We start from the raw sequence: 16,135 nt of genomic DNA on the forward strand, positions 1-16,135 counted from the left end.
CCCCGCACGGGGAGCCGGTCCTACTCAGGCCTGCGGCGGGCGCGGACCAGCGCGGCGGCGATCGCGAGGGGGAAGGACAGCAGGAAGAGCGTCACCGCGGGCCACAGCGGGTCGCCGTCAGCGATCGCGCTCACGAGCGCGCGGACACCGGCACCGATGATATGCATGCGCGTACCGTAGCGTCACCCCTCGCCGGGCCGTCCAGTGCCCCTGACCAGCGAGAACGGCCCGGCTCCCCCACCCAGGGGGAGCCGGGCCGTCAGCGTTCGAACCAGGCGCGCTCAGCCGCCGAGCTGGATGCCGGCCATGCGCTTCCACTCGTACGAGCCGGTCTTCACCTTCAGCCCCAGCTCGCCCTCGAAGTCGTCGTGCAGGGTCAGACCGGCCAGCTCGGCGGCCCGGCGGCCGACGGCGTAGCTGGGAGCCACCTGGTCGCCCCAGGCGCCGTCCGCGCCGACCACGACGATCCGGGTGGCCGCGGTGCCGACGTACTCGACGACCGCGTCGGCGCTGCCGCCGTGCTGCTGGGCGAAGCTGGTCAGGTGCTTGGCGATGCGCTTGGCGCGGCGCTCGGTACGGGCGTCCGGCGCGGCGGCGGTGTCGGTCGATGCGCTGCTCATGCCCGCATGCTACCCACCGGTAGACGACCTGGCGACGGGAGCACCCTGTGCACCGGGACACATACTCGCACCATGACGTTCAAAGGCTGGCCGACCGAGGCGCTCGACTTCTACGAGCACCTGGAGGCCGACAACTCGAAGACCTTCTGGCAGGCCCACAAGGAGCAGTACGACGACGCCGTACGGGCCCCGATGGAGGAGCTGCTCGCCGAGCTGGAGCCGGAGTTCGGGCCGGGGAAGATCTTCCGCCCGAACCGGGACGTCCGCTTCAGCGCCGACAAGTCCCCGTACAAGACCCACATCGGCGCGCACCTGGAGTCCGGCGGGTACATCCAGCTCTCCGCCGACGGCCTGGCCTGCGGCAACGGCATGTACCAGCTCGCCCCCGACCAGTTGGAGCGCTACCGCGCCGCCGTCGCCGAGGACGTCAGCGGCGCCGAGCTGGAGCGGGTGATCGGCCGGGTGGAGCAGGCGGGCCCGCGGGTCCACGGCCGTGACTCCCTCAAGTCCGCCCCGCGCGGCTACGCCAAGGACCACCCCAGGATCGAGCTGCTGCGGCACAAGGGCCTGGTGGCCTGGCAGGACTGGGAGCCCGCGAAGTGGCTGGGCACCCGCGCCGCCCGCACCCGGATCGTCGACTTCCTGCGCGCCTCCCAGCCGCTGCGGGACTGGCTGGACGGCCACGTCGGCCCGTCGGAACTCCCGTCCCGCTGAAACCCGTCCCCACTCCCGTCCCGCTGGAACGCGAAGAGCCCCGGTCCACCAGGACCGGGGCTCTCTCCGTCCGACAAGCCCTACTTCACGAACGGGTCGATCGCGCACACCACGAACAGCAGCGACAGGTAGGTGATCGACCAGTGGAACAGCCGCATCTCCTTGAGCTTGGCGCCCACGATCCCGGCCTTGGCCCGCCCGTACAGCGCGTGCGCCTCGCGCAGCCAGAAGCCGCCGAGCAGCACCGCGGCGACGGGGTACAGCCAGCTCATGTGCCCCAGCGGCCAGACCGCCAGCGAGACCGCCACCATCACCCAGGAGTAGGCGACGACCTGCTTGCCGACCGCCACGTTGCCCTTGAGGACCGGGAGCATCGGCACGCCGGCCCGCTCGTAGTCGTCGCGCACCTTCATGGACAGCACCCAGGTGTGCGGCGGCGTCCAGAAGAAGACCACCAGGAACAGCGCAACCGCCGCCCAGGACACCGAGTTCGTCACCGAGGACCAGCCGATCAGCACCGGCATGCAGCCGGCGATGCCGCCCCAGACGATGTTCTGCGAGGTGCGCCGCTTGAGTCCCAGCGTGTACACGAACACGTAGAACAGCAGCGCGCCGAGCGCCAGTCCGGCGGAGAGCCAGTTGACGCCGAAGCCGAGCAGCAGGGTGGAGAGGACCCCGAGCACGATGCCGAACACCAGCGCCTCGCGCGGCGACACCATCCCCGTGACGATCGGCCGACGCTCGGTGCGGGACATCAGGGCGTCGATGTCGCGGTCGATGTACATGTTGAGGGCGTTGGCGCCGCCCGCCGAGAGGTAACCGCCGACCACGACCTTCAGCACCAGCAGCATGTTCGGCACGCCCTGCTGGGCCAGGAACATCACCGGCACGGTGCTCATCAGCAGCAGCTCGATGATCCGCGGCTTGGTCAGTGCGACGAACGCGCCGACACGGGCCCCGATGGGCCGGTGCGCAGGAGTCGCCCCGGTGACCCCGGCGGGACGGGTTTCGACGGCGGTCACTAACACCCCAACTGAAGATGAATCCTCGCAGGCGTCCACAGGAACGAAGGGTCCCGAAATCGTCCGCTCTGCGCGTACCACGCCACCTTAGACGCTCCATATATCCCATCCGGCTCCGGGGTCCCCCGGCGAGGCGGATGGCACACCCCCGGGTCAACCGCCTGGGTGAACCCACGAAGCGGCCCCGGCGCGCCTGCGCAACCCGTCCCGACCACCCGGGCGGCGCGCCCAGGCAAACCGGGAGAGCCTGGGACAAAACAAGCCGTACCGCCCTAGTGGGAATCACCATGCGGAAATCCCGGTTGTCCCGGCACGGAGGGTGATGCCCGGCCCGGACGGTAGGCTCGCACGCAGAAGCGGGATCTACCCTCCGTGACCGGCACCATCCACAGTCGGGACCACAGCGCCGTGGCCGACCCGGTCCCCATTCACGGGGTCACTCTTCACAATGGAAGGAGCCCTGAGACAGGGTGAGCACTGCGCCGACGAACGCATTCGAGTGGAGCGACCTGGATGAGCGCACGGTTGACACGGCGCGCGTCCTGGCGATGGACGCTGTCCAGAAGGTCGGTAACGGGCACCCCGGGACGGCCATGTCCCTCGCCCCCGCCGCGTACCTGATCTTCCAGCGCTTCCTGCGCCACGACCCGACCGACCCGGCCTGGGTCGGCCGCGACCGCTTCGTCCTCTCCCCCGGGCACACCAGCCTTACGCTCTACACCCAGCTGTACTTCTCGGGCTACGGCCTGGAGCTGGACGACCTCAAGGCCTTCCGGGTTGCCGGCAGCCGTACCCCGGGCCACCCCGAGCACGGCCACACCGCGGGCGTGGAGACCACCACCGGCCCGCTCGGCCAGGGCATCGCCAACGCGGTCGGCATGGCGATGGCCGCCCGCTTCGAGCGCGGCCTGTTCGACCCGGAGGCGGCCGCCGGGGAGTCCCCCTTCGACCACACCATCTGGGCCATCGTCTCCGACGGCGACCTGGAGGAGGGCATCTCCGCCGAGGCCTCCTCGCTGGCCGGCCACCAGAAGCTGGGCAACCTCGTCGCCCTCTACGACGACAACCACATCTCGATCGAGGGCGACACCGAGACCGCCTTCTCCGAGGACGTCCTGAAGCGCTACGAGGCGTACGGCTGGCACGTCCAGCGCGTCACCCCGAAGGCCAACGGCGACGTCGACGTCGAGGCCCTCGCCGCTGCGCTGGCCGCCGCCAAGGCCGAGACCTCCCGCCCGTCGATCATCGCGATGCGCACGATCATCGCCTGGCCGGCCCCGGACGCCCAGAACACCGCCAAGGCGCACGGCTCCGCGCTCGGCGCCGCCGAGATCGCCGCCACCAAGAAGGTCCTGGGCTTCGACCCGGAGAAGACCTTCGAGGTCAGCGACCAGGTCATCGAGCACGCCCGCAAGGTCATCAAGCGCGGCAAGGCCGCCCGCGACCAGTGGCAGCAGGGCTTCGAGGCCTGGCGCGCCGCCAACCCGCACCGGGCCGCCGAGTTCGACCGCATCCAGGCCGGCGAGCTGCCCGAGGGCTGGAAGAAGGCCGTCCCGACCTTCCCGGCCGGCAAGGACGTCGCCACCCGCAAGGCCTCCGGCGAGACCCTCAAGGCGCTCGGCGCGGTGATCCCGGAGCTGTGGGGCGGCTCGGCCGACCTCGCGGAGTCCAACCTCACCACCATCGACGAGGACAGCTCCTTCCTCCCCGAGGGCAACCCGCTGAAGTCCGCCAGCCCGTTCGGCCGGACGATCCACTTCGGCATCCGCGAGCACGCCATGGGCTCGACCATGAACGGCATCGCCCTGCACGGCAAGACCCGCATCTACGGCGGCACCTTCCTGGTCTTCGCCGACTACATGCGCCCCGCCGTCCGCCTGGCCGCGCTGATGAAGCTGCCGGTCACCTACGTCTGGACGCACGACTCGATCGGCCTCGGCGAGGACGGCCCGACCCACCAGCCGGTCGAGCACATGGCCTCGCTGCGCGCCATCCCGGGCCTGTCCATGGTCCGCCCGGCCGACGCCAACGAGACGGCCGTCGCCTGGCGCACCGTCATCGAGCGTCAGACCACCCACCCCGGCCCGGTCGGCCTGGCGCTCACCCGCCAGAACGTCCCGACCTTCGACCGCGAGGTCTTCGCCTCCGCCGAGGGCACCGCCAAGGGCGCCTACGTGCTGGCCGAGGCCTCCAACGGCGACCCGCAGCTGATCCTGCTGGGCACCGGCTCCGAGGTCCAGCTGGCCGTCCAGGCCCGCGAGGCCCTGGAGGCCGAGGGCATCGCCACCCGGGTGGTCTCCGTCCCGTCCTTCGAGTGGTTCCAGGAGCAGGACCAGGCCTACCGCGACAGCGTGCTGCCGCCGTCGGTCAAGGCCCGTGTCTCGGTCGAGGCCGGCATCGCCCAGGGCTGGCGCGAGCTGGTCGGCGACCACGGCCGGATCGTCTCGCTGGAGCACTTCGGCGCCTCCGCCGACTACAAGGTGCTGTTCGAGGAGTTCGGCCTGACCGCCGAGCGCGTGATCGCCGAGGCGCACAACGCCCTGCGCGCCCTGGAAGCCGTCAACCGCTAGTTCCGCTCCGGCCGCGTACCTCGCCCGCACGCGGGTACGCGGCCCCTCTGACTACCCCACGAAGCAGAAGAAGGACTGAAGCACCATGACTGACGCACTGAAGCGCCTCAGCGACGAAGGCGTTGCGATCTGGCTGGACGACCTCAGCCGCAAGCGGCTGAACTCCGGCAACCTGGCCGAGCTGGTGCAGAACAAGCACGTGGTGGGTGTCACCACCAACCCGACCATCTTCCAGAAGGCCATCGCCGGCAGCGGCGACACCTCCTACGACGGCCAGCTGCGCGACCTCGCCGTCCGCAAGGTCACCACCGAGGAGGCGATCCGCATGATCACCACCTCGGACGTGCGCGACGCCGCCGACGTGCTGCGCCCGGTCTACGACGCCTCCAACGGCCGCGACGGCCGGGTCTCCATCGAGGTCGACCCGCGCCTGGCGCACGAGACCGCCCCGACCGTGGCCGAGGCCAAGCAGCTGTGGTGGCTGGTCGACCGCCCGAACGTCTTCATCAAGATCCCCGCCACCGAGGCCGGCCTGCCGGCCATCAGCGAGGTCATCGGCCTGGGCATCAGCGTCAACGTCACGCTGATCTTCTCGCTGGAGCGCTACAAGGCCGTCATGGACGCCTACCTGACCGGTCTGGAGACCGCCAAGGCCAAGGGCCTGGACCTCTCCCAGATCGAGTCGGTCGCCTCCTTCTTCGTGTCCCGCGTGGACACCGAGATCGACAAGCGCCTGGACAAGGTCGGCGGCGACGCCAAGAACCTGCGCTCCAAGGCCGCCCTGGCCAACGCCCGCCTCGCCTACCAGGCGTACGAGGAGGTCTTCGGCTCGGTCGACGGCAAGACCGACGGCGGCGCCCGCTGGAAGGCCCTGGAGGCCGCCGGCGCCAAGCCGCAGCGCCCGCTGTGGGCCTCCACCGGCGTCAAGGACCCGGCCCTGCCGGACACCCTGTACGTCACGGAGCTGGTCGCCCCGGGCACCGTCAACACCATGCCCGAGGCCACCCTGGACGCCGCCGGCGACCACGGCGTGGTCAGCGGCAACACCATCGTCCCCAACTACGCCGACGCCAAGGCCGTCCTGGACGCCGTCGCGGCGGCCGGCGTCGACTACGACGACGTGGTCCAGGTCCTCGAGGACGAGGGCGTGCAGAAGTTCGAGCAGTCCTGGCAGGAGCTGCTCGACACCGTCACCGCCTCGCTGGCCTCCTTCGCCACCGAGAAGTGACCTTCGCTCACACACTCAGCGCACGAAAGCGGAGCACACCAAGTGAGCACTGATTTCCCCGAGTTGACGTCGGACGCGGACGACCTCGCACCCTCCCCCGTCAACCCGCTTCGTGACCCCTCCGACCGGCGGCTCCCGCGCATCGCGGGGCCGTCCGGCCTGGTCATCTTCGGGGTCACCGGCGACCTGTCCCGCAAGAAGCTGATGCCGGCCATCTACGACCTGGCCAACCGCGGCCTGCTGCCGCCGGGCTTCTCCCTGGTCGGCTTCGCCCGCCGCGAGTGGGACAACGAGGACTTCGCCCAGGAAGTCCACGACGCGGTCAAGGAGCACGCCCGGACCCCGTTCCGCGAGGAGGTCTGGCAGCAGCTCGCCAAGGGCATGCGCTTCGTCCACGGCACCTTCGACGACGACGACGCCTTCGACAAGCTCCGCGAGACCATCGAGGAGCTGGACAAGGCCCAGGGCACCGGCGGCAACTTCGCCTTCTACCTGTCCGTCCCGCCGAAGTTCTTCCCGACCGTCGTCCAGCAGCTCAAGAAGCACGGCCTGGCCGACCCGCCGCAGGGCTCCTGGCGCCGCGCCGTCATCGAGAAGCCCTTCGGCCACGACCTGGAGAGCGCCCAGGAGCTCAACAAGGTCGTCCACGAGGTCTTCCCCCGGGACGAGGTCTTCCGGATCGACCACTACCTGGGCAAGGAGACGGTCCAGAACATCCTGGCGCTGCGCTTCGCCAACCAGATGTTCGAGCCGATCTGGAACCGGTCGTACGTCGACCACGTGCAGATCACCATGGCCGAGGACATCGGCATCGGCGGCCGGGCCGGCTACTACGACGGCATCGGCTCCGCCCGTGACGTCATCCAGAACCACCTGCTGCAGCTGATGGCGCTCACCGCCATCGAGGAGCCGGCGTCCTTCCACCCGAAGGCGCTGGTGGCCGAGAAGCTCAAGGTGCTCAGCGCCGTCAAGCTCCCGACCGACCTCGGCCGGCACACCGTGCGCGGCCAGTACGCGGCCGGCTGGCAGGGCGGCGAGGAGGTCGTCGGCTACCTGGACGAGGACGGCATCGACCCCGACTCCAAGACCGACACCTACGCGGCCATCAAGCTGGAGATCAACAACCGCCGCTGGGCGGGCGTCCCGTTCTACCTGCGCACCGGCAAGCGGCTGGGCCGACGGGTCACCGAGATCGCGGTGGTCTTCCAGCGCGCCCCGTACCTGCCCTTCGACTCCTACGCGACCGAGGAGCTGGGGCAGAACGCCCTGGTCATCCGGGTCCAGCCGGACGAGGGCGTGACGGTGCGGTTCGGCTCCAAGGTGCCGGGCACCTCCTTCGAGGTCCGGGACGTCACGATGGACTTCGCCTACGGCGAGTCCTTCACCGAGTCCAGCCCGGAGGCGTACGAGCGGCTCATCCTCGACGTGCTGCTCGGCGACGCCAACCTGTTCCCGCGCCACCAGGAGGTCGAGCTCTCCTGGCAGATCCTCGACCCGATCGAGAAGTACTGGGACACCCACGGCAAGCCCGCCCAGTACGCGGCGGGCACCTGGGGCCCCACCGAGGCTGACGAGATGCTCGCACGAGACGGCAGGAGCTGGCGCCGGCCATGAAGATCGACCTCACCAACACGACGTCCAGCAAGATCAACGCCGCCCTGATGGAGGCGCGCCGGGCCAGCGGCTCCACCGCCGCCGGCATGGTGCTCACCCTGGTGATCGTGACCGACGAGGGCAGCGCCTACGACGCCCTCAAGGCCGCCAACGACGCCTCCCGCGAGCACCCGATGCGCACCCTCGCGGTGATCAAGCGCGCTGGCCGCTCGCCCCGGGCCCGCGCCGAGACCCGGCTCGACGCCGAGATCCTGGTCGGCTCGGACGCGGGCTCCGGAGAAACGGTTGTCCTGCGCATGCACGGCGAACTCGCCTCGCACGCGCAGTCGGTCGTCCTGCCGCTGCTGCTGCCGGACGCCCCGACCGTGGTCTGGTGGCCGGAGAACGCCCCGCTGCACCCGGCGCAGGACCCGCTGGGCGCGCTCGCCCAGCGCCGGATCACCGACGCCGTCACCGCCGAGTCCCCGGTCGGCCAGCTCGGCCAGCGGGCCCAGAGCTACACCCCGGGCGACACCGACCTCGCCTGGACCCGGCTCACCGGCTGGCGCTCGATGCTGGCCGCCGCGCTGGACCAGCGGCCGTCCACCATCGTCTCCGCGGCGGTCGAGGGCGAGTCCTACAACCCCAGCGTCGAACTGCTCGGCCTGTGGCTGCTCAACCGGCTGCACGTGCCGATCGAGCGGGTCGTCACCGGTGGCCCCGGCATCACCGCGGTGCGCCTGCGCACCAAGGACGGGGACATCACCCTGGACCGCCCGGACGGCCTGATGGGCATGCTCTCCATGCCCGGCTCGCCGGACCGCCAGGTGGCGCTCAAGCGGCGCGAGACCTCGGAGCTGATCGCCGAGGAACTGCGCCGGCTGGACCCGGACGACATCTACTCGACGGCCGTGCGCACGCCCGTCGAGCGGCTGCGCGAGCACGACGACACCGTCCCGGCGGCCGCCGAGCAGATCGCCCAGGCGGTCGAGGCCTCGGTGGCCGAGACGGACAGTGGACCGGGCGAGGCGGAGAAGAAGCCCGCCGCGAAGAAGGCCGCCGGCAAGCGCGCCGCCGCCAAGGACGGCGCATGACCAGGGCCGTTCCGCAACTGGTGGTCCACCGGGACAAGGAGCTGATGGCCCAGGCGGCCGCGGCCCGGCTGATCACCCGGATCGTGGACGCCCAGGCCGCCCGCGGCACCGCCTCGGTGGTGCTCACCGGCGGCCGCAACGGCAACGCCCTGCTGGCCGCGATCGCCGCCTCCCCGGCGCGCGACGCGGTCGACTGGGGCCGGCTGGACCTCTGGTGGGGCGACGAGCGCTTCGTGCCCGCCGCCGACGGTGACCGCAACGCCGTCCAGGCCCGCGCCGAACTGCTGGACGCCGTCCCGCTCGACCCGGCGCGGGTGCACGAGATGCCCGCCTCGGACGGGGCGGACGGCTCCGACGTGGAGGCCGCCGCCGCGCGCTACGCGCAGGAGCTGGCGAAGGCCGCCGAACCGGGCGACCGGCTCGGCGTCCCGGCCTTCGACGTGCTGCTGCTCGGCGTCGGCCCGGACACCCACGTCGCCTCGCTCTTCCCGGAGCACCCGGGCGTGCGGGAGACCGAGCTGACCGTGGTCGGCGTGCGCGGGGCCCCCAAGCCCCCGCCGACCCGGATCTCGCTCACCCTCCCGGCGATCCGGGCGGCCCGCGAGGTCTGGCTGCTGGCCGCCGGCGAGGACAAGGCGGGCGCGGTCGCGCTGGCCCTGTCCGGCCCCGGCGATCTCCAGGCGCCCGCCTCCGGCGCGTACGGCCGCAGCCGCACCCTGTGGCTGCTGGACCGCGCCGCCGCGGAGCGGATCCCCGCCCAGCTGTACCCGCCGGCCTCGGCCTAGCCGCGGAGAACGCCGAAGGGGCGCCACCGTCACGTGACGGTGGCGCCCCTTCCCGCTTCTCCGACACTCGGCTCGCGCGGTCAGATCTCGCCGCGCAGCTTGGCCAGCGCCTCGGCGAGGATCGCCTCGCCGTCGGCGTCGGTGCGCCGCTCGCGGACGTAGGCGAGGTGGGTCTTGTACGGCTCGTTGCGCGAGGGCGCCGGCGGGTTGTGCTCGTCCTGCCCGGCCGGGAAGCCGCAGCGCGGGCAGTCCCAGGTGTCCGGGATGACGGCCTCGGCGGCGAAGCTGGGCCGGGTCTCGTGCTTGTTGGCGCACCAGAAGGAGATCCGGTTGCGCGGAGCGGACTCGCCGCGCTCCGCCTCACCCATCGGGCCGGCCCCGACCCTGCTGCCACGGATGGCGTTGCCACTTGCCACGGTCTGACTCCCTGCGTGCTGGTGCGCCGACCCGCCGCGGTACGCGTCGGTGGCGAAAGTCGTCCTAGTGTAAGCAGGACCTAAGCTTCCGCCACCATCGCCTACGCCCCGACCGTCCAAGGATAGGCGCTCGGGCGACGGGGCGTCAGGGTTGTGTCAGCTCTTGTACTTCAGGACCAGGCCCAGCACCAGGATGCAGGCGAACCAGCCGATGCCCACCACGATGGTGATGCGGTCCAGGTTGCGCTCGGCCACCGCCGAACCGCCGCCGGTCGACATCGCGCCGCCGCCGAACATGTCCGACAGGCCGCCGCCCTTCCCCTTGTGCAGCAGCACCAGGAGGATCATCAGCAGGCTGAAGACGATCAGGGCAATCGAGAACCCGAGAACCACGGCGGGACCAACTCTCTCGTATCTTCGGCGAAGGGGCCGGGCCGCGTACGGCGGTCCGGCCCCAAAGCCTACGTTGCTGCGGCGGCGTTAGCCTACTGCCTGCTCACGGTAGCGCACGATCTTGACGAACTCGTCGGCGTCCAGCGAGGCACCGCCGATCAGGCCGCCGTCGATGTCGGGCTTGGCCATCAGGCCGGCCGCGCTCGACGACTTGACCGAACCGCCGTACAGCACGCGGACCTTGTCGGCCAGCTCGGCGTCGTACAGCTCGGCGATCCGCCGGCGGATGGCGGCGCAGACCTCCTGCGCGTCCTCCGGGGTGGCCACCTCGCCGGTACCGATCGCCCAGACCGGCTCGTAGGCGACCACGACGGACTCGGCCTGGTCGGCCGGGACGCCCTCCAGGGCACCGTCCAGCTGGGCCAGCGTGTACTCGACGTGGGTACCGGCCTTGCGGATCTCCAGCGGCTCGCCGACGCACAGGATCGGGGTGACCCCGGCCCGGTAGGCGGCCTTGACCTTGGCGTTGACGATCTCCTCGTTCTCGCCGTGGTACTGGCGGCGCTCCGAGTGGCCGATCACCGCGTAGGTGCACTGGAGCTTGGCCAGCATCGGGCCGGAGACCTCGCCGGTGTAGGCGCCGCCGTCGTGCTGCGAGATGTCCTGCGAGCCGTACTTGATCTTCAGCTTGTCGCCGAAGACCAGGGTCTGCACCGACCGCAGGTCGGTGAACGGCACCAGGACGGCCACCTCGACGGCCTCGTAGTCCTTGTCGGCCAGCGCGAAGGCCAGCTTCTGGGTGTGCTGGATGGCCTCGAGGTGGTTGAGGTTCATCTTCCAGTTGCCCGCCATCAGCGGGAGACGCTCAGTCATGCTTTCAGCCTTCCAGGGCGGCGAGACCGGGGAGGGTCTTGCCCTCCAGGTACTCGAGGCTCGCGCCACCGCCGGTCGAGATGTGCCCGAACTTCGTCTCGTCGAAGCCCAGGATGCGGACGGCCGCGGCGGAGTCGCCGCCACCGACCACGGTGAACGCTGCACTGTCGGTCAGGGCCTGAGCGACGGCCTTGGTGCCGTTCGCGTAGTCCGGGTGCTCGAAGACGCCCATCGGGCCGTTCCAGAACACCGTGCCGGCGTCGGCCAGCTTCGCCGCGTAGAGCTCGCGGGTCTTCGGGCCGATGTCCAGGCCCTCCTTGTCGGCCGGGATCGCGTCCGAGCCGACGACCTCGTAGTTCGCCGGGGTCTTGCCCTTGAGGTCCGGGAACTCGGCGGAGACCAGGACGTCCACGGGCAGGACGAACTCGACGCCCCGCTGCTCGGCCTCGGCCAGGTAGCCCAGGACGGTCGGGACCTGGTCCTCCTGCAGCAGCGAGATGCCGACCTCGTGGCCCTTGGCCTTGAGGAAGGTGTACGCCATGCCGCCGCCGATCAGGATCCGGTCGGCCTTCTTCAGCAGGTTGTCGATCACACCGAGCTTGTCCGACACCTTGGCGCCGCCGAGCACGACGACGTACGGGCGCTCGACGTCCTCGGTGAGCTTCTTCAGCACGCCGACCTCGGTGGCGATCAGGTCGCCGGCGGCGTGCGGCAGCAGGGCCGGCAGGTCGTACACCGAGGCGTGCTTGCGGTGCACGGCGCCGAAGCCGTCGCCGACGTACAGGTCGGCCAGGGTGGCCAGCTGCTCGGCGAAGGCCTTGCGCTCGGCGTCGTCCTTGCTGGTCTCACCGGCGTTGAAGCGCAGGTTCTCCAGCAGCGCGACCTCGCCGTCGGCCAGCGCGGCGACGGCGGACTCGGCGGACCCGCCCACGGTGTCGGCGGCGAAGGCGACCGGCCCGCCGAGGATCTCGCCGAGTCGCTCGGCGACCGGGGCCAGCGAGAACTGCGGGTCCGGCGCGCCCTTGGGACGGCCGAGGTGGGAGGCGACGACGACCTTGGCACCGCGCTCGACGAGCTTGGCGATGGTCGGGGCGACGGCGCGGATCCGGCCGTCGTCGGTGATCCGGCCGTCCGACAGCGGGACGTTCAGGTCGGCGCGTACGAAGACGCGCTTGCCGGCGACGTCCAGGTCTTCGATGGTCTTCACGGGTTCTTCGGTCTCCTGGGGAGATGGTTGATGCGCAGAGGCGGCACGGCGCAGGGGCCGCCTGAGAAGTCCTTGTACGCAGAGCGAGGGCCCGGTCGGCACGTTCCGCCGTCCGGGCCCTCGCCCCTACATCACGTCAGCTCCCACCGCGTCAGAGCTGCCCGCCGACGAGGGCGACCAGATCGACGACGCGGTTCGAGTAGCCCCACTCGTTGTCGTACCAGCCGAGCACCTTGACCTGGTTGCCCTGGACCATGGTCAGGCTGGAGTCGAAGATGCAGGAGGCCGGGTCGTTGACGATGTCCGAGGAGACGATCGGGTCCTCGGTGTAGGCCAGGATGCCCTTGAGCGGGCCCTCCTGCGAGGCCTTCTGGAAGGCCGCGTTGACCTCGTCCTTGGTGACCTCGCGCTCCAGGGTGACGACCAGGTCGGTGATCGAACCGGTCGGGACCGGGACGCGCAGCGAGGTGCCGTCCAGCTTGCCCTTCAGCTCCGGCAGGACCAGGGCGGTCGCCTTGGCGGCGCCGGTCGAGGTCGGGATGATGTTCTGCGAGGCCGCACGAGCACGGCGCAGGTCCTTGTGCGGGAAGTCCAGGGTCACCTGGTCGTTGGTGAACGCGTGGACGGTGGTCATCAGACCCTTGACGATGCCGAAGCTCTCGTTCAGCACCTTCGCCATCGGCGCCACGCAGTTGGTGGTGCAGGAGGCGTTGGAGATGACGTGGTGGTTGGCGGCGTCGTACTTGTCGTCGTTGACACCCAGGACGATGGTGACGTCCTCGTCGGTGGCGGGCGCCGAGATGATGACCTTCTTCGCGCCGGCGGCGAGGTGCTTCTTCGCGGCCTCGGCCTTGGTGAAGATGCCGGTGGACTCGACGACGATGTCGGCGCCCAGGGCGGCCCACGGCAGGTTGGCCGGGTCACGCTCGGCGGTCACCTTGAAGGTGCGGCCGTCGACGGTGATGCTGTCCTCGGTGTGCGAGACCTCGCCCGGGAAGGTGCCCAGGGTGGTGTCGTACTTGAGCAGGTGAGCCAGGGTCTTCGTGTCGGTGAGGTCGTTGACACCGACGATCTCGATGTCCGCGCCCTGGGCCTTGACGGCGCGGAAGAAGTTGCGGCCGATGCGGCCGAAGCCGTTGATGCCTACCCGGATCGTCACGAACCGATCTCCTCGTTAGGTACGCCGGCGCTGAGCCGACGGGGATGAGATTTGGGAAGTCCCCGACCGCCTACGACCCTACCTCTCCCGGGCCTGGGAGGGCACATCGCGCCACCTGGCAAGACGTGGCGTGGCGCGATGCCGAGCCCTCCGTCCCTGCCGCCCCGGGCCGTTGGTCCTGGTCAAGTGGTCTTGACCAATTTGGAATCTCCGTCCGATCCCGTCCGGGCCCGGACACGGCGACGGCCGGTGCCCCGGAATCCGGACACCGGCCGTTGCTCGCCCGCTCGCCTCCGGGGCGCTCCGACCCGGTGCCGGCGGTCGGCGCTCCCTCTCTTCTCCCTTTCGGCACCGGCGCGCCCTTCGTCCTCGGGGCGGGTGCCTCGCGCGCGAAGCGCTGCGTCAGTTGAGCGCCATCTCGTCGGTCAGGTTGGCCTCGGTGCTCGGCAGACCGAGCTCGGCGGCGCGCTTGTCGGCCATCGCCAGCAGGCGGCGGATCCGGCCGGCCACCGCGTCCTTGGTCAGCGGCGGGTCGGCGAGCGCGCCCAGCTCCTCCAGCGAGGCCTGCTTGTGCTGCATCCGCAGCTGGCCGGCCGCGGCCAGGTGCTCGGGCACCTCCTCGCCGAGGATCTCCAGCGCGCGGGCCACCCGGGCGCCGGCCGCCACCGCGGCCCGGGCCGAGCGGCGCAGGTTGGCGTCGTCGAAGTTGGCCAGCCGGTTGGCGGTGGCCCGGACCTCGCGCCGCATCCGGCGCTCCTCCCAGGCGAGCACCGACTCGTGTGCCCCCAGCCGGGTCAGCAGCGCGCCGATCGCGTCGCCGTCGCGGATGACCACCCGGTCCACCCCGCGCACCTCGCGGGCCTTGGCCGGGATGCCGAGCCGACGGGCCGCGCCGACCAGCGCCAGCGCCGCCTCGGAACCGGGGCAGGTGATCTCCAGCGAGGAGGAACGGCCCGGCTCGGTGAGCGAGCCGTGCGCCAGGAAGGCTCCGCGCCAGGCGGCCTCGGCGTCGCAGGTGGCCCCGGAGACGACCGCCGGGGGCAGGCCCCGGATCGGCCGGCCTCGACCGTCCACCAGGCCGGTCTGGCGGGCGAGCAGCTCGCCGTCCTTGACCACCCGGACGACGAAGCGGCTGCCGCGCCGCAGGCCGCCGGGCGCCATCACCACGAGGTCGGAGGAGTGTCCGAAGATCTCCAGCAGATCCTTGCGCAGCCGCCGTGCCGCCGCCCCGGTGTCCAGCTCCGCCTCGATCACGATGCGGCCGCTCACGATGTGCAGCCCGCCCGCGAACCGCAGGATCGCCGACACCTCCGCCTTGCGACAGCAGGCCCGGGTGACCGGGAGCCGGCTGATCTCGTCCTTCACCGCTGGAGTCATCGCCATGGCCCGATCCTTCCATGTGTCCGGAAAATCCGGTCGTACGCGGCGGCCAACAGCTCGGGGTCGTGTCGCGGGGTGCCGTCGGTGCGGGCCACCGTACCGAGCACCAGAGCGGCGCCCATCCGTTCGGCGGCCTTCTCCAGACCGGCCAGGTCCGCCTGGCCGAAGGCGCCGCCCGTGACGGCGCACTCGTCCACCAGGATCGCATCCACCGCGAGGCCGGGAGCGTGGTCGGCGATGACCTCCAGGTGGCGCTGGGGGGTGAATCCCTCGGTCTCGCCGGGCTGCGGGGCCAGGTTCAGGGTGAGCAGGCGGCGGGCGCGGGTCTCCATCAGCGCCTTGGCCAGCTCGGGCACCAGCAGGTGCGGAAGCACGCTGGTGAACCAGGAGCCGGGGCCGAGCACCACCCAGTCCGCCTCCCGGACCGCGGTGACCGCCTCCGGCACGGCCGGCGGCTCGTCCGGCAGCAGCCGGATCGACTGCACGGTGCCGGGGGTGGCCGCGACGCTGGCCTGGCCGCGGACGGCCGAGACCTCGGCCGGGCGGGCCGGGTCGTGGCCGCGCACGGTCGCCTCGATGTCCAGCGGTACCGCCGACATCGGCAGCACCCGGCCCTGGACGTTCAGCAGCCGGCCGACCCAGTCCAGCGCCGCCACCGGGTCGCCCAGCTTCTCCCAGAGCGCGACGATCAGCAGGTTGCCGACCGCGTGGCCGCCCAGCTCGCCGTTGCCGGTGAAGCGCTGCTGGATCACCTCGGACCAGGTGCGGCCCCAGTCGTCGTCCCCGCACAGCGCGGCGAGCGCCTTGCGCAGGTCACCGGGCGGCAGCACCCCCAGTTCCTCGCGCAGCCGCCCGCTGGAGCCCCCGTCGTCGGCGACGGTGACCACGGCGGTGAGGTCGCTGGTGAGCCGGCGCAGCGCGGACAGCGAGGCGGACAGGCCCTGGCCGCCGCCGAGCGCGGTGATCCGGGGTGCCGGATTGGCCCGGGCGGGACTGCTGCGCGGACGGCTCGGCGACGGGATGCCCGTCCGTTCGCCGGTCCTGCTCTGCGGCTGCCGCCCGGGCACGTATCCCGCCACAC

Annotated in this window: 16 protein-coding genes; 6 read left to right on the plus strand and 10 right to left on the minus strand. The window is 71.4% G+C overall.

The window, feature by feature from the left end:
- Nucleotides 1-20: 20 nt before the first annotated feature.
- On the minus strand, nucleotides 21-167 hold the full coding sequence (locus ACH4J0_RS14350) for a hypothetical protein (RefSeq protein ID WP_396239795.1): 147 nt from the start codon (nucleotides 165-167) through the stop codon (nucleotides 21-23).
- 114 nt (nucleotides 168-281) lie between these two features.
- Nucleotides 282-620, minus strand: coding sequence for a hypothetical protein (locus ACH4J0_RS14355; RefSeq protein WP_396239797.1), 339 nt, complete (start codon nucleotides 618-620; stop codon nucleotides 282-284).
- Nucleotides 621-692: 72 nt separating this feature from the next.
- Between ACH4J0_RS14355 and ACH4J0_RS14360 the strand changes: the two genes are divergently transcribed.
- Nucleotides 693-1,334: a DUF2461 domain-containing protein gene (locus ACH4J0_RS14360; RefSeq protein WP_396239799.1), complete on the plus strand. Its 642-nt coding sequence runs from the start codon at nucleotides 693-695 to the stop codon at nucleotides 1,332-1,334.
- Nucleotides 1,335-1,414: 80 nt separating this feature from the next.
- On the opposite strand, the gene ACH4J0_RS14365 is transcribed toward ACH4J0_RS14360, so the two are convergent.
- Nucleotides 1,415-2,362 carry a heme o synthase gene (locus tag ACH4J0_RS14365; protein ID WP_396239801.1) on the minus strand — a complete coding sequence of 316 codons (948 nt, stop codon included), beginning with the start codon at nucleotides 2,360-2,362 and terminating at the stop codon, nucleotides 1,415-1,417.
- 464 nt (nucleotides 2,363-2,826) lie between these two features.
- Between ACH4J0_RS14365 and tkt the strand changes: the two genes are divergently transcribed.
- The 5 genes from tkt (at nucleotide 2,827) to pgl (ending at nucleotide 9,626) form a co-directional block, all read left to right on the plus strand.
- Nucleotides 2,827-4,926: a transketolase gene (tkt, locus tag ACH4J0_RS14370; RefSeq protein WP_396239803.1), complete on the plus strand. Its 2,100-nt coding sequence runs from the start codon at nucleotides 2,827-2,829 to the stop codon at nucleotides 4,924-4,926.
- Nucleotides 4,927-5,011: 85 nt separating this feature from the next.
- Nucleotides 5,012-6,154 carry a transaldolase gene (gene tal / locus ACH4J0_RS14375; protein ID WP_396239805.1) on the plus strand — a complete coding sequence of 381 codons (1,143 nt, stop codon included), beginning with the start codon at nucleotides 5,012-5,014 and terminating at the stop codon, nucleotides 6,152-6,154.
- A gap of 63 nt (nucleotides 6,155-6,217) precedes the next feature.
- The gene (zwf, locus tag ACH4J0_RS14380; protein ID WP_396239969.1) at nucleotides 6,218-7,768 is read left to right on the plus strand and encodes a glucose-6-phosphate dehydrogenase; all 1,551 of its coding nucleotides are present in this window, start codon (nucleotides 6,218-6,220) and stop codon (nucleotides 7,766-7,768) included.
- Entirely contained in the window at nucleotides 7,765-8,841 is a 1,077-nt protein-coding gene (gene opcA, locus ACH4J0_RS14385) for a glucose-6-phosphate dehydrogenase assembly protein OpcA (RefSeq protein WP_396239807.1), read from the plus strand. Before zwf ends, opcA begins: the two co-directional genes overlap by 4 nt.
- On the plus strand, nucleotides 8,838-9,626 hold the full coding sequence (pgl, locus tag ACH4J0_RS14390; protein WP_396239809.1) for a 6-phosphogluconolactonase: 789 nt from the start codon (nucleotides 8,838-8,840) through the stop codon (nucleotides 9,624-9,626). Before opcA ends, pgl begins: the two co-directional genes overlap by 4 nt.
- Before the next feature lie 80 nt (nucleotides 9,627-9,706).
- On the opposite strand, the gene ACH4J0_RS14395 is transcribed toward pgl, so the two are convergent.
- The 7 genes from ACH4J0_RS14395 to yvcK all read right to left on the minus strand — a co-directional run bounded on the left by ACH4J0_RS14395 (nucleotide 9,707) and on the right by yvcK (nucleotide 16,133).
- Nucleotides 9,707-9,994, minus strand: a complete 288-nt coding sequence (locus ACH4J0_RS14395) for an RNA polymerase-binding protein RbpA (RefSeq protein WP_030308030.1) — start codon at nucleotides 9,992-9,994, stop codon at nucleotides 9,707-9,709.
- Between the two features lie 204 nt (nucleotides 9,995-10,198).
- Nucleotides 10,199-10,435 carry a preprotein translocase subunit SecG gene (gene secG, locus ACH4J0_RS14400; RefSeq protein WP_030288291.1) on the minus strand — a complete coding sequence of 79 codons (237 nt, stop codon included), beginning with the start codon at nucleotides 10,433-10,435 and terminating at the stop codon, nucleotides 10,199-10,201.
- 87 nt (nucleotides 10,436-10,522) lie between these two features.
- On the minus strand, nucleotides 10,523-11,308 hold the full coding sequence (gene tpiA / locus ACH4J0_RS14405) for a triose-phosphate isomerase (RefSeq protein ID WP_396239811.1): 786 nt from the start codon (nucleotides 11,306-11,308) through the stop codon (nucleotides 10,523-10,525).
- Between the two features lie 4 nt (nucleotides 11,309-11,312).
- On the minus strand, nucleotides 11,313-12,515 hold the full coding sequence (locus ACH4J0_RS14410; protein ID WP_396239813.1) for a phosphoglycerate kinase: 1,203 nt from the start codon (nucleotides 12,513-12,515) through the stop codon (nucleotides 11,313-11,315).
- A 151-nt stretch (nucleotides 12,516-12,666) separates the two neighbouring features.
- Nucleotides 12,667-13,674 carry a type I glyceraldehyde-3-phosphate dehydrogenase gene (gene gap / locus ACH4J0_RS14415; RefSeq protein WP_396239815.1) on the minus strand — a complete coding sequence of 336 codons (1,008 nt, stop codon included), beginning with the start codon at nucleotides 13,672-13,674 and terminating at the stop codon, nucleotides 12,667-12,669.
- A gap of 402 nt (nucleotides 13,675-14,076) precedes the next feature.
- Complete coding sequence (whiA, locus tag ACH4J0_RS14420) at nucleotides 14,077-15,057, minus strand: DNA-binding protein WhiA (protein ID WP_030288283.1); 981 nt, start codon at nucleotides 15,055-15,057, stop codon at nucleotides 14,077-14,079.
- Nucleotides 15,048-16,133: a uridine diphosphate-N-acetylglucosamine-binding protein YvcK gene (yvcK, locus tag ACH4J0_RS14425; protein WP_396239971.1), complete on the minus strand. Its 1,086-nt coding sequence runs from the start codon at nucleotides 16,131-16,133 to the stop codon at nucleotides 15,048-15,050. The genes whiA and yvcK overlap by 10 nt, the downstream gene beginning before the upstream one ends.
- Between the last annotated feature and the right edge of the window lie 2 nt (nucleotides 16,134-16,135).

Origin of the sequence: Kitasatospora sp. NPDC017646 (assembly GCF_044329365.1) — a bacterium.
Lineage (GTDB): Bacteria > Actinomycetota > Actinomycetes > Streptomycetales > Streptomycetaceae > Kitasatospora.